Source organism: Streptomyces sp. NBC_01233, assembly GCF_035989305.1.
Classification (GTDB): Bacteria; Actinomycetota; Actinomycetes; order Streptomycetales; family Streptomycetaceae; genus Streptomyces.
On sequence record NZ_CP108514.1, the window covers coordinates 9,431,830 to 9,444,928 of the forward strand.

Below are 13,099 nucleotides of genomic sequence, written 5' to 3' on the forward strand. Positions count from 1 at the left end.
ACCGGTCCGCTCACCTCATTCAACGCGGCAGGGACACGAGGCACCATGCCCGCCCTGATGACGAAGTTCTTACGTCTGGGGCCGGGACCGCAGGAGCTTGGCCCGGACGACCAGTGTGGCGGCGGAGGCGGCGAAGAGGGCAGCGGTGATCAGTAGCCAGCGGGCGAGGAAGCCGTCGGCCGGGAGCGCGGTGGCCGCGGTGTAGTGACCGACCTGGTGGAGGATCAGCGGCCACCAGACTAGGAGGAGGTCCGTTCTCGGAGCGCTGGCAGGAGCTGTTCGGACCGACCGGCGGCGGGCCCGCGATGAGGCTCGCCTCGGAGGCCCCTGACCCCGGGACCGGCGGGGGCGGGGCCGGAAACCTCATGCACAGCAAGGGCCCTTGGACCAGCGCCTCCGGCACCGCCGGTGACCTGCGCACCAGCACGGAGACGAGCCGGTCGGCGCTCGGCCCCGGCCACGAGGGCGCCCTCGTCCTGACCGCAGGCGGGACGACGGCCCCACGGCTACCCCTGTGATCACAGGGCGTGGTCGGGCGGACGGTCGCCCGGCACGCGCCGCTGACCCGACCCATTCGGGTGGGGCCCGGCGTGGGGCGACGCGTCATCTATGCTTCAAGGCGGTCGCGGGGCGGTGACTCGTCGCGCTCGGCAACCGCAGCACGGTCGGTCCGGCCGGTCGCCGAGGCGGTCCGTGCCGGGGCCTCGGTCCGGTCAGGGGACCACATGGCGCCGATCATGAAGATCTCGGGGGATCCAGTGACCACCGGCACGCGCCTGCGCGCTGTGGGGCGCCCAGCCCACCCGCTCGCGATCGGAAGACCCCCAGGGAGAAGTGAGGTATGGCAGTGATCTGCGTCGGTGGCATGATCGGACTCGGCAAGACGAGCGTGGCCGAACTGCTCGCAAAGGAGCTGGGCAGCGAAGTCTTCTACGAGAGCGTGGAAGACAATCCGATCCTTCCGCTCTTCTACACGGCGAGCCCCGAGGAGATCCAGGCGAAGCGCTACCCCTTCCTGCTCCAGCTCTACTTCCTGCAGACGCGGTTCGCCTCGATCAAGGAGGCGTACAAGCAGGGCGACAACGTCCTCGACCGGTCGATCTACGAGGACTGGTATTTCGCCAAGGTCAATCACGACCTGGGCCGGATCAGCTCCCTCGAGATGCGGGTGTACGAGGGACTGCTCAACGAGATGATGCGTGAGATCGACGGCCTGCCGTACCGCAAGGCACCCGATCTCATGGTCTACCTCAAGGCGGACTTCGAGACGGTGCTGCATCGCATAGGGCTGCGGGGGCGCGACTTCGAGCAGGACGAGAGCCTCGTCGAGTACTACCGGACGTTGTGGTCCGGCTACGACGACTGGGTGCACCAGCACTACTCGGCCAGCGACGTCCTTGTCGTCGACATGAACCACACGGATGTGGTGAACAACCCCGAGGACGCGACCCGCGTGGTGCGGGAGGTCGAGAACGCCCTGGCGGCGGCCAGGCTCCGGGCCTGAAGCTGTTCCACCCTGACGGTTCGGACACGGGACAGGGCACCGGGCGCGGGGGGTCAGTTCTCGGATGGCGGGGCGGGGGCGAGGAGTTCGCTCTTCACGTGTTCGTAGTCGGCCAGGGCCTGTGGGTCGCCGTGGTGGTAATCGGTCCAGAAGCCGGGACGCTGCCAGCGGGCGTCCGCGAGGCGGGTGCGGCCGTCGACGATGCTCAGGGTCCAGCCGGGCGGGATCCGGGTGTCCACCGTCTCGAAGTTGACGGGGTCCCAGAGCAGTCCGGGGTCGGATGTTGCGGGGCCGAGCACGCGGATCTGGCAATCGATGTCGTGGGCGACCATCTCCAGGACCGGGTAAACGCCGCCCACGCGGATCCCGTCATACTCCGCGACCGGGTAGTCGCCGTCGGGATGGATGATCTCCAGGCATCTGACTCTCATGGGGAGAAGTCTCTCCCTGGCCGATGCCCGGTGACTGTCCGGGGCACCGCGACGGATCCAGCGAAGCGGCCGTCTCCGGTCGCAGGCGATGACAGTTGGGGGCCTGGACGCCGGTGAAGTTTCCCGAAGCCCGCCGCCGCAGTGCCGGTGAGTCCCCCAAGCCCTCCACCCGCTCACCGTTCCCGCAGCCCGGCACCTGGAACAGGCACAAGCGGACACCGCGCACACCCTGGGCATCGTCCAGGTGCGTCCCGATTCGCGATGAGCCCCACCCGGACCGGCTGCTGACCTCACACCGGGTGCGGCTTTCCCGAGCTGGGGGAAGAGCCGAGCACCCTTGCCGGTCGAATGACCAAAATGATCTCTCGTCGCAGCCCGGGGACACTGCGCATTTGTAGCAGTGAACGCGGGGAGTGTTCCTCGTGATACGAGTTGCATTGCTTCGCGACCGTCGCCCGGTCGAGTGATCACCGGTTTGTTCCGGTCGATGGCGGACTTCATTCGTGGATCCGTCTCCGGATACGTCTTTGCGTCTGTTCCGTGGGTCGGTGTGAATAGGGGAGCGGGGGCGAAGTTCAATCTTCCTTCGGTGCGGGTGCGGGACGCTGACGGACGCCGGAGCGTGGCTCGCGGAGGTGGCCGGCCGGTGGGCAGGTGAGGGATCTGAGGGCTGGTGGCAGTGTGCGCCGGGGCTTCTCGGGCTCTGTGAGGGCGTGCCCTGGCGCTCCGCCCGTGGTCGTACCGTCCCGATGCCGTCGGCATCGGGGAAATGGCGGCGGTTAGTCGAACTCGCACGCGGCCACTATGTTTGAAATGCTGCTTGCGGCAAAGTCCAGAATGTCCTGGGCGCCTCGAGCGGGGTCATCGCCCCACCCTCGTCTATGTGTTGACCTGCACATACAGGCGGGTATGCTGTGCCTCGCGCTTCGGGAACTGTATGCGTTCCCGCTGCGGTACGACCACAGGGGGAGCGGTAAGTGCTGGAGAGCATCGGCCTTGAGAATCGAGACCACGACGTTTATCGAGCGCTTCTCGTCCACCCCGGCTGGGATATGGCGGACATTGGGCAGAATCTCGGCATGGGGGAGTCCGAGGTCCGCGACACGCTGGACCGGCTGACCCGGTTCTCGCTCCTTCGCTCTGCCTCCGGAGCCGAAGCGCTCGTGCCGGCCAGTCCGGAGCTCGGACTCCTTCCCCTGCTGCAGGATCTCGAAGCCGAACTGGATGAACGCCGCGCCAGGCTGTCACGGGACCGGGCGATGCTCACGGCTCTGACGTCCGAGTACACCGCACGGCGCGTGCAGAACGACGTGGCGGGCGTCGAGCGCCTCGTGGGCCTGGAGGCGGTGCGCTCCCATCTGGCCCAACTCGCCCAGGGAGCCGCCTCTGAAGTGCGCGCGTTCATGCCGGGGCCGGCGCTCAGTCAGGCGGCCCTGGACGCGTCGCGCCCCCTCGACGTGCAGAACCTGGCGCGGGGCGTCCGGATGCAGACCATCTACCTGGAGACCGTTCGCAAGGACCCGGCAACGGTCGAGTACGCCACCTGGTTTGCCGAGCAGGGAGGCCAGACGCGCACCATGCCCTCGCTGCCGATGCGCCTCATCCTGTGTGACCGCTCCGTGGCCGTGCTCCCGGTGAAGCCGGACGCGAGCGGGCAGGGGGCGTTCGTCATCCGGCTCACCAGCATCGTCTCTGCGCTCAACCAGCTCTTCGATCTGACGTGGGAGCGAGCCACCCCGCTGGGAGAAGCCTCCGCACCCCACTGCGACGGGCCCAGCGAGCGCGAACTGGCACTGCTCAGGATGCTCGAGGACGGCCACACCGACGAGGTCATCGCACGAAAGCTCGGGGTGTCCATCCGCACGGTCCGCCGCCTGATGTCGGACCTGCTCAAGACGCTGAACGCCGAAAGCCGTTTCCAGGCAGGGGTGCAGGCCGCGCGGCGAGGGTGGATCTGACAACGCGCCGCAATCGGTGAGGACCTCGTCGCGGGGTCCTCGGACCATGCGGCACTTGTTCACCGTCACTTCGCGTGGTATCGATAAGGGGCATGCCGTGCGTGACGCCCGCGAAGCCGGGCCCGCCGGTCCCCCGTCGGGTGTTCCGGTCGAAGGCCCGTGATATCGGCGAGAATGCGCCGGCGTTCATCCTGGAGCAATCGAGGCTGCCCATGGCCACCTCATGCCATGGCATGAGGTGGCCGTATCAGACATCATTTGATGTGCTCAAAGGCTGGCTACGGTATTCCCTGTGTATGCCATCAAGGTGTTCCTGCAGTCGCCGAACGGCGCTCGAACCACCGGCCTGGCGGGCAGCGCCGACATCGGGGACCGGCTCCTCGGCGACCCCCAGCCCGGGGTTGCCCACGTGAGCCTGGTCCCACTGTCCTCGCAGGTCGTGGCCATGACCTTCGTGGTCGCCGCTGACCTCGGCGCCGCCGAACGACTGGCCGCCGCAGCATGGGACGCCTGGCTCGACCGTGAATGGTCCGCAGGCTGGAAAGTGTCCTCGTACGGGGCCGACCTGCTGCTGGGTGTCTCGGCGGCCGCGGAGGCGTTCCTCCGCGAATCTGGCTCAAACTGACCGGTTGGTGCCATGGCCTACATGGGCCATCCGGAATCGTCGACACCGGGTAGTGGCTGCGACCAATATCAGTCAGGACGGGGGGCGGCGCACTGCGTCGGACGATCACGCAGAACTGCCCATTTTTCTTGTGCCTTCCACACTTACCCGTGTGGTTCCGGCATGCATTTCCTTGAGGGGTATCCGTGCACGACCGCATGAACCGCGTATTCCGGGCAGCAGTTCTCTCCCTTCTGATCGCCCTTCCGGTCCTTTTCGCCAGCGGTGCGCTCCCCGACGAGACCGCGGCACCCGCTCTGGTGGCCCACGAGGAAGAGCACGTGGTGGCGGCCCCCGAAAACTGGGCCTGGGACTAAGGCATTTCCTTCGGATCGATCCTTTCGCCGGCCGGACGAGCCGAGGGCAATTTCAAGACGTCCGCCTCCTCCTGAGGCACGGAACGGGTTCCGTGCATAGCGCACCGTGACGGGCCTCGGCACAGGTTCCGGTGGCCGGAACCCGCCCACGTCGACAAGGCACTGTCGCGCCCGTTCGAGCCGGCCCGGGAAATGGGCGGGGGTACGCCCCCGCCACCCCGTCCGATGGACGCTTCCGTCCCCACCGGCCCGCGTGGGGAGCGCACCGCGGAGGCGAAGCGCACGGCCGGTCTCCCCATCCCCATCCCCATCCCCATCCCCATCCCCGCTCCGCTCCGCTCCGCTCCGCTCCGGAAGAGCGTGGGCGGTACCCACCGACTGATGACTCCCGGCACGCGCCGAGAAAGAAGCAGCTACCGATGCAGACCGACATGACGCCGGACGAACTCACCGACCGCGTACGGACCATCTGGACCGAGGTCCTCGGTCGCTCCGACTTCAGCGACAGCGACAGCTTCTTCGAGTCGGGCGGGCACTCCCTGCTCGCGTCCAAGGTCATGGCACGGCTCGGCCGTTCGGTCGGCGTGCGGCTCTCCATGCAGCTGATCTTCGACCACCGCACGGTGGAGCAGTTGGCAGGCGCTGTGTACGCCCAGGTGTCCGCGCAGAACACCACCGCCCGTCCGGAGACGACGACGGCGTGACCACCCCGGCGCCGTGCGACGCGAGCGGCGGTCGCGGCATCGCGCGCCGGTACCCGTCGTCGCACGCCCGGCCGTGCAGGTCACAGGCCGCCACGATCCACCAGGTGGCCCAGCCCGCGGGCGACAGCGTGACCAGCACCTTCGGCCCGTGGTCCGGAACAGTGAACCGCCCCTATCCTTCCTGGAGTTCACCCCCATGTCCCATCTCGTCGTCGCCAACGGTGAAGGCCAGCACTCGCTGTGGCCGCACGCCGTGGGCGTTCCCTCCGGCTGGCAGGCCACCGGATTCTCCGGCACCGAGGAGGACTGCCTCGGCCACATCGCGGAAGTCTGGACCGACATGCGCCCCCGGTCCCTGCGGGACCTGTCCGCGGCCGAGCCGAACGTCCTGGGAACCGAGCGGTTCGTCCTGCGGGAGCTGACTGCCGACCAGGTTGCCGCGCTGCTCCGGGACGACGCGCCGGAAGACGACTGGGCACCCGGCTACCCCTTCGCCGGGACGCTCGCCGCAGCCGGCGGATTCGGGAAGCGGACCGCGGACCAGCACGTTCGGGGCTTCGGCATGTACCAGGTCGTACGGTGCGCCGACGGCCGGGTGATCGGCGACATCGGCTTCCACAGCCCGCCGCAGGAGGGCACCGTCGAGGTGGGCTTCGGCCTCGTGGAATCCGGCCGCGGCGCCGGGTACGCCAGCGGTGCGCTCCACGAGCTGACGCGCTGGGCGCTGGCCCAGCCCGGCGTCACCACCGTCGTCGCGCGCACGCTGAAGGACAACACCGCGTCACAGGCCGTGCTGGAGCGGGTCGGTTTCCGCCGGACCGCCGAAGAGGCGGAGCTGCTGCACTACGCGCTCGGGACCGAAGGCCTCGAGCAGGCCGGTTCGCGCCCGGTCGGGCACGGTCCCGTCGCCGACGGCGTACGGAGCGGCGCATGACGGCGATCCGCCGGCCGAGCGCCGTGCTCTCGCACCCCAAGGACATCCCGTCCTCCGCAACGATCCACGGAGGTGTCGCCGCCGCTGCCGTGCTGCGTCCCGACGCGATCGCCCTGCGGTACGGGAACGGTCTGACCGTCAGCTACGGAGAACTGGACGCGGCGGCGAACCGGCTCGCCGGCGAGTTGCTGGAACGGGGCATCGGGGAGGGCGACTTCGTACCGGTCCTGGTTCCGCCCGGTCCGGTACTGCCCGCTGTACTGCTGGCCGTGCTCAAGACCGGTGCGGCATACGCGGCACTGCCCGTGGACTGGCCGGCCGGGCGGCTCCAGCAGATCGTCGACAGGTGCGACGCCCCCGTCCTGCTCGTCGGGGACGCCGTGGAGGTCGCGCCGACGGGACGGGAGAGCGTGCGCGTCCCGGCCGACGTCGCGGCCCTCGCGCCGGACCGGAGCGGAGAACCGGTCCCCGCCGCCGGTTCGGCGGACTCGCCGGCCTGTGTCTTCTTCACCTCCGGCTCCACCGGAGAGCCCAAGGGGGCCGTGTCGCCGCACGCGGCGACCCTGCGGCTCTTCACGCCCACCCCCTATTCCTGCGAGCCCGTCGCGCCGTTCGACGACGCCCCGGACCTGTTCTCCGGCGAGGCTCCGATCGGGCACTTCGGTCCGCGTACCGTCACACTGCGCACGTCCTCGGTGGCCTGGGACCTGGCCTCCATGGAGACGTGGGCGCCGCTGCTGAGCGGCGGGTCGGTGGCCTACGGCGCTCCTGGTCCGCTCACGCCCGCCGCCCTCCGGGACGCGGTGAGGGTCCACGGTGTCAACACGCTCACGATCACGCCGTCACTCCTGAACACCCTCGTGGACGAGGCCCCGCAGTGCTTCGACGGCATCGCCCAGGTGATGTCCGGGGGCGAGCGGATGTCGACGGAACACGCCCGACGGCTGCTGACGGCCCACCCGGCGCTTCACCTGGTGAACGGATACGGGCCGGTCGAGTGCACCATCCTGGCCACGGCAGTTCGCGTCCACGACGCGACGGCCCTCGAGCACGCCGTCGACGTGCCCATCGGCACGGCGGTGCCGGGCACCCTCCTGATCGTGACCCGGGAGGACGGAGGCGTCGCGGACCGGGGCGAGATCGGCGAGATCGTGCTGGGCGGTCCCGGACTCGTCCGCGAGTACCTCGGCGACCCGGAGCAGACGGCAGAGCGTTTCGTCGAGTCGGTGCTCCCGACGGAGATCACCGGTCTGCCCGAGGGCACCCGCGTCCGGCTCTACCGGACCGGCGACCTCGGCGTCCTCGACGAGGACGGAGTGCTCTGGTACCGCGGCCGGGCAGACCGCCAGCTCAAGATCCGGGGAGTCCGTGTCGAGCCGGCGGAGACCGAGGCCGCACTGCGCCGGGAGCCGGGCGTGCACGACGCCGCCGTGGTTCCGCTGCGCGATGCGCAGGAGCGGCCCATCGGGCTCGCAGCCTGGATCACCGGCGCCGAGGGGCTGGACGTCGCAGCGCTGCGGGAGAGGCTGGTCTCGCTGCTGCCCGGGCCATTGGCGCCGCGGTGGATCGGCCGGCTCGACGCGTACCCGCGCAACAACTCGGGCAAGACCGACTACCCGGAGCTGGAACGCCGCGCGGCCCGTCAGGCCACCGCGCTGAGCGGTTCCACGCCCGCGCAGGGCCCGGAAGAGGAGGCGGTGGCAGCCGTGTTCGCCGCCGTCCTGGGCGCCCCGCGGGCATGGGCGGACACGCACCTGATCCACTCCGGCGGCGATTCCCTGGCCGCCGTCCGGATCGCGCACCGGCTCACGCTCGGCACGGGTCGCCGGGTCACGGCCGCCGACGTGCTGTCGGCCCCACGGGTCGCGGAACTCGCGGCGCGCATCAGCGGGTTGCCCCGGGCCTCCGATGCCGGGCCGAGCGCGGAGGACGGGAACGGGAGCGCCGAGTCACCGCTGTCCGCGGGCCAGATCCGGATCTGGCTCACCGAGCAGCTTGCCCCGGGATGCCCGCAGAACCTGGTCCACCGCACGACCGCATTCGAAGGACCGCTGGACCTCCCGGCGCTGCGCGCCGCCCTGGGCGACGTGATCGACTGCCATCCGACGCTCCGGACGGTCTACTTCGATGACGAAGACGGCGTTCCGTTCCAGCGGATCCTGCCGCCCGGTGGCGTCCCGCCGCTGGACGAGATCCGGATCCCCGCGGCGGACATGCCGGCGCGGGCCCGAGCGGTCGCCGCCACCCCGGTGGACCTCACCACGGGCCCCGTGCTGCGGCTCACCGTGCTGCACGACCCGGACGCGCCCGGACGGGCCACCGCCGTGTTGGCCGTGCACCACATTGCGGTGGACGGCTGGTCCCTCCCGGTCATCTTCGAGGACCTGCGCTCCGCCTACGAGGCACGCTCCCGCGGGTTCGCCCCCGACCTGCCGGCGGAGGCCGTCGGATACGCGTCCTGGCACAGGGCGGAGGCGGCCATGGCCGACCCCGCCGAACGGGAGCGGCGCGACCGGGCGTGGCGCGAGGAACTCGCGGGCGTCCAGGACGTGCCGAGGACCGCGCCGCCCGCGACGGGCACGGCCACCGGGGGCACGGCCGCCCCCGGCGAGGACGTCGGCGTCATCGCGGCGCCCGTCGCAGCCGGGTCCGTCGCCGCGGTACGCGACATCGCCCGCTCGGTGGCCGCGACCCCGGCCGTCGTACTGCTGGCGGTGTTCGCGCAGGCGGTGTCCGACATCACCGGCGCGCGCCGGTTCTGCGTGGCCGTACCGGTGGCGGGCAGGTCGGACCCCAGGCTCGACCGCACGGTGGGGTTCTGTGTGAACACCCTCCCCGTGCGCGTCGACACCGAGCCGGGAACGGACCCGCTCTCGCTCGTGCCGATGCTCCGGGAGCGTTTCCTGCGGGCGCTGCGCGACGAGCTGCCGTTCAACGACATCGTCGCGGCGGTCGGCGGGGACCGCGGCCACCGGATGCCGCTCGTACAGGTCTGCATGGCCTACCAGACGGATGCCGACACCGTCCTGACCCTGCCGCCCGCGCTCTCGCGCCCCGCGCCGACTCCGGCCGGCGACGGTGGCTTCGAGCTCACCTGGGAACTCTGGCCGGCCCACGCCGCCGCCGCGGTCGCGGGCACGGTGCAGTTCCGCGCAGCGGCCTTCCCCGCCGGCACGGCCCGAGCACTGCGGGAGCGGCTCGACGCACTGCTCGGCGCGTTGGACGCCCCGCTCACGCCTCCCTGTCCCGCAGAAAGCGACATCACCGAATGAACCCCCTGGAAGAAGCCGCGCCCGGCCCTGCGGGGCCGCGGGCCCTGCCCCCGGACGCCTGGAACGACACCGTTCGCCCCTTCGACCGGGAGGCGACCGTCCCCGCCCTGCTCCGCGAGGCAGCGCGCCGGGTACCCGACCGCCCGGCCCTCCTCGCCGGTACCCGCACCCTGACGCACGCCGAACTCGACCAGCGGGCCGAGCGGTTGGCCAACCACCTGCGCACCCTGGGCATCGGCAGAGGTTCCCACGTCGGCCTCCTGTCCACCCGCTCGGCGGAGGCCGTGGTCAGCCTCCTCGCCGTGCTCAAAGCGGGTGCCACCTATGTGCCGCTGGACATCCGGTGGCCGCAGTCCCGGATCCGGTCGCTCCTCGCCGGTCTCGGCGTCAGCGCCCTGCTCACCTCGCGCGACCAGCTCCCCGCCGTCGGAGCGATCCGCTGGGACGTTCCCACCCTGCGGCACGTGGTCGTGCACGACCTCACGACCGAGGACACGTGGACGGACTCGTTCGACGAGGAGGCGGTCGGCGACCTCTGGAACTACGTGGCGGAGCTGCCGGACCCCCTGCAGGCCGCCGGCTTCAACATCGGCACCTCCGGCGACGTCTACACCTCGGACGACGTGGCGGCCTACCGGGACCACGTCGTACGACTGGCCCGGGAGGCGATGCCCACCGCAGGCGCGGTACTGGAGATCGGCTGCGGTTCCGGGCTGATCACGCAGGCCCTCGCACCGCACGCCGCGCGGTACACCGCCGTCGACCCGGCCGCCTCCGCCGTGGCGGCCGTACGGGACCGGGCCGCCCGGGCGGGCTTCCCGCTCGCCGGTGCCACGCTGTTCGCCCACGAGGCCACGACCGCCCTCGACCAGCCGGTGGACCTCGTGGTGCTCGCGAGCACCGTCCAGTTCTTCCCCGACATGGACTACCTGGTGCGCGTCCTGTCGGACGTGTTGCCGATGCTGGCCGCGGGCGGTTCCGTCGTGCTCGCCGATCTCGTCGATCCCGAGCTGGGCCGGCACACCGGGCTCAGCGTGCCGCGGTCGTTCTTCACGGCGCTGGGCAGAGCCGTCCCCGGGGCCGTGGTCAGGGTGCTCGGCCGTGACGGGGCGCAGTGGCCCGCCGACCTGGCCGCGCGCTACGACGTGGTGATCACGGTCCCGGCCCGGATCCCCGAGGACAACGGGCTGCGCGCGCTGCGCTCTTGGACCGGATGGCACGTCGACCGGCGCCCGACCGCGCCGGTGCGGAGCGAGCCCGCTCCCCAGGACGTCGCGTACGTCATCTTCACTTCCGGATCGACGGGAGCGCCGAAGGGCGTCATGGTCGACCACCGGGCCGTGGTCAACCTCATCGACTGGATCAACCGCGTCCACGAGGTGGGTGACGCGGACCGGTTGCTGTTCGTCACCTCGTTCTGCTTCGACCTGTCGGTGTACGACATGTTCGGCGTGCTCGCCGCGGGCGGCTCGGTCCGGGTGGTTCCGGACGGAGCGCTGACGGAACCGGACGCCCTGGTGGACCTGCTCGAACAGGAGCCGATCACCATCTGGGACTCCGCTCCCGCGGCGATGGCACATGTGATGCCGTTCCTGGAATGCCGTGACCCGGAGGGACGCGGCGACCTGCGGCTCGTCATGCTCAGTGGTGACTGGATCCCGGTGACCCTGCCGGGCGAGATCCGCGGCGAGTTTCCCGGAGCGCAGGTGGCGGCGCTGGGCGGCGCGACCGAGTGTGCCGTCTGGTCGAACCGTTTCGCGGTCGGGGAGGTGGACCCCGCCTGGCCGAGCATCCCGTACGGCCGTCCCATGCAGAACGCCCGGTACTACGTGCTCGACGCCGGGATGGATCCCTGCCCGATCGGGGTTCCCGGCGACCTCTACATCGCCGGCACCTGCGTGGCCCTGGGCTACGCGGGGGCTCCCCGGCTCACGGCCGCGCGCTTCCTGCCGGACCCGTTCGTTCCCGGGGGAGCCCCCGACGGGGCAGAGGCCAGGATGTACCGCACCGGCGACCGGGCCCGCTGGCTGCCGGACGGGAACCTCGAATTCCTCGGCCGTCTCGACGATCAGGTGAAGGTCCGGGGATACCGCATCGAACTGGGCGAGGTGCAAGCGGCGTTGACCCGGTGTCCAGGGGTCAAGTCCGCTGTCGTCCTCGCCCCGGAGACCGCGCACGGGCGGGAGTTGGCAGCGTTCTACATCCCGGAGCGGACGGCGGCCGACGGTGCGCCGGCGGTGACACCGGACGAGGTTCTGGCGGCTCTCGGCGGCCTCCTTCCCGCGTACATGCTGCCCAGCCGTCTCACCGACGTTCCCTCCTTCCCGGTCGGCCCCACCGGCAAGATCGCCAGGGATCGGCTCCTCGCCGACGCCGGACCCGGGAACACCACCGGAGGCTCCCGGTGACCGGGTCGGTCCCGACCCGGACGAAGGATCCCGGGCTCGTCGACGCCGGTGACCATGGCGGCGAGATCCGAGTCTGGTCGATGCGTGTGCCGTCGGCCCGGGAACCCGACGCCTTCGACCTGTCCGTGCTCGACGCGGAGGAACGCCGGCGCATGACGGCGTTCCGGCGCTCCGACGATCGTGTCCGCTACGGCTTCGCGCACGTCGCCCTGCGGCGGATCCTGGCCGCGCGGCTCGACGTCGAGCCGTACGAGGTGAGGTTCGGGCGCGACCCCTGCCCGGTCTGCGCGGGGCCGCACGGGCGGCCCGTGCTGGACGCGCCCTCCGCGCGGACGCGGTTCTCCCTCTCCCACTGCGGGCAGCGGGTGCTGGTCGCCGTCGCAGAGCTGACGGTCGGCGTCGATGTGGAAGGGATCCCGAGCGGCACGACGGTCACGGACGTGCTCCGCGCCCTGCACCCGGCAGAGCGTGCCGCGGTCGAGGCAGTGCCGCTCGCCGAGCGAGGAGCCGCGTTCGCCCGCGTGTGGGCGCGCAAGGAGGCGTATCTGAAGGGCATCGGCACCGGCCTGGGCCGAGACCTTTCCCAGGACGACACCGGGGCGCCGATACCGGGGTGGCGGCTCGTCGACCTGCCCGTGGACGACGGGCACGCGGCGGCCCTCGCCGTGCACTCGCCACATCCACCGACCATCGGCATGCATGATGCGCTGCCGTAGGCATCGGCATCGGCATTTATTCCTGACACTCCTTGAATTAATTCAGAAAAAGGTTGACAGAGCCGATCTCGGTCAACATAGTTAAGGTGAACTTATCAAGGAACCCCGCACTGATGGTGCGATGCCCCGCTTACGAGCGTGTCATCTTCCGCGTCGCCCACCGGGGATTTTCCTGGGAACTTACCTGACAC

Annotated in this window: 11 protein-coding genes; 10 read left to right on the plus strand and 1 reads right to left on the minus strand. The window is 70.7% G+C overall.

The window, feature by feature from the left end; translation table 11 throughout:
• Positions 1–365 precede the first annotated feature (365 nt).
• On the plus strand, positions 366–518 hold the full coding sequence (locus OG332_RS43610; RefSeq protein ID WP_327418632.1) for a hypothetical protein: 153 nt from the start codon (positions 366–368) through the stop codon (positions 516–518).
• A gap of 323 nt (positions 519–841) precedes the next feature.
• Positions 842–1,504, plus strand: a complete 663-nt coding sequence (locus tag OG332_RS43615; RefSeq protein ID WP_327418633.1) for a deoxynucleoside kinase — start codon at positions 842–844, stop codon at positions 1,502–1,504.
• A 53-nt stretch (positions 1,505–1,557) separates the two neighbouring features.
• Here the strand turns inward: OG332_RS43615 and OG332_RS43620 are convergent, their stop codons facing one another.
• On the minus strand, positions 1,558–1,935 hold the full coding sequence (locus tag OG332_RS43620; RefSeq protein WP_327418634.1) for a hypothetical protein: 378 nt from the start codon (positions 1,933–1,935) through the stop codon (positions 1,558–1,560).
• A gap of 977 nt (positions 1,936–2,912) precedes the next feature.
• Between OG332_RS43620 and OG332_RS43625 the strand changes: the two genes are divergently transcribed.
• From OG332_RS43625 to OG332_RS43660, 8 genes are all read left to right on the plus strand, one after another.
• Positions 2,913–3,893, plus strand: coding sequence for a helix-turn-helix transcriptional regulator (locus OG332_RS43625; RefSeq protein ID WP_327418635.1), 981 nt, complete (start codon positions 2,913–2,915; stop codon positions 3,891–3,893).
• A gap of 292 nt (positions 3,894–4,185) precedes the next feature.
• On the plus strand, positions 4,186–4,518 hold the full coding sequence (locus OG332_RS43630) for a hypothetical protein (protein WP_319721744.1): 333 nt from the start codon (positions 4,186–4,188) through the stop codon (positions 4,516–4,518).
• A gap of 185 nt (positions 4,519–4,703) precedes the next feature.
• Positions 4,704–4,874 (plus strand): hypothetical protein, encoded by a 171-nt coding sequence (locus OG332_RS43635; protein ID WP_327418636.1) that lies wholly within the window; start codon positions 4,704–4,706, stop codon positions 4,872–4,874.
• Positions 4,875–5,293: 419 nt separating this feature from the next.
• On the plus strand, positions 5,294–5,578 hold the full coding sequence (locus tag OG332_RS43640; protein WP_327418637.1) for a phosphopantetheine-binding protein: 285 nt from the start codon (positions 5,294–5,296) through the stop codon (positions 5,576–5,578).
• A gap of 196 nt (positions 5,579–5,774) precedes the next feature.
• Positions 5,775–6,512: a GNAT family N-acetyltransferase gene (locus tag OG332_RS43645; RefSeq protein WP_327418638.1), complete on the plus strand. Its 738-nt coding sequence runs from the start codon at positions 5,775–5,777 to the stop codon at positions 6,510–6,512.
• Positions 6,509–9,784: an AMP-binding protein gene (locus tag OG332_RS43650; protein WP_327418639.1), complete on the plus strand. Its 3,276-nt coding sequence runs from the start codon at positions 6,509–6,511 to the stop codon at positions 9,782–9,784. The genes OG332_RS43645 and OG332_RS43650 overlap by 4 nt, the downstream gene beginning before the upstream one ends.
• Entirely contained in the window at positions 9,781–12,192 is a 2,412-nt protein-coding gene (locus tag OG332_RS43655) for an amino acid adenylation domain-containing protein (protein WP_327418640.1), read from the plus strand. Before OG332_RS43650 ends, OG332_RS43655 begins: the two co-directional genes overlap by 4 nt.
• Entirely contained in the window at positions 12,189–12,908 is a 720-nt protein-coding gene (locus OG332_RS43660) for a 4'-phosphopantetheinyl transferase family protein (protein WP_327418641.1), read from the plus strand. The genes OG332_RS43655 and OG332_RS43660 overlap by 4 nt, the downstream gene beginning before the upstream one ends.
• The last annotated feature ends 191 nt before the right edge of the window (positions 12,909–13,099 follow it).

Excerpts from the sequence above, each read along its gene's own strand:
- OG332_RS43655 (WP_327418640.1), top strand. The coding sequence starts at position 9,781 with ATGAACCCCCTGGAAGAAGCCGCGCCCGGCCCTGCGGGGCCGCGGGCC.
- OG332_RS43615 (WP_327418633.1), top strand. The coding sequence starts at position 842 with ATGGCAGTGATCTGCGTCGGTGGCATGATCGGACTCGGCAAGACGAGC.
- OG332_RS43610 (WP_327418632.1), top strand. The coding sequence starts at position 366 with ATGCACAGCAAGGGCCCTTGGACCAGCGCCTCCGGCACCGCCGGTGAC.
- OG332_RS43645 (WP_327418638.1), top strand. The coding sequence starts at position 5,775 with ATGTCCCATCTCGTCGTCGCCAACGGTGAAGGCCAGCACTCGCTGTGG.
- OG332_RS43620 (WP_327418634.1), bottom strand. The coding sequence starts at position 1,935 with ATGAGAGTCAGATGCCTGGAGATCATCCATCCCGACGGCGACTACCCG.
- OG332_RS43650 (WP_327418639.1), top strand. The coding sequence starts at position 6,509 with ATGACGGCGATCCGCCGGCCGAGCGCCGTGCTCTCGCACCCCAAGGAC.
- OG332_RS43640 (WP_327418637.1), top strand. The coding sequence starts at position 5,294 with ATGCAGACCGACATGACGCCGGACGAACTCACCGACCGCGTACGGACC.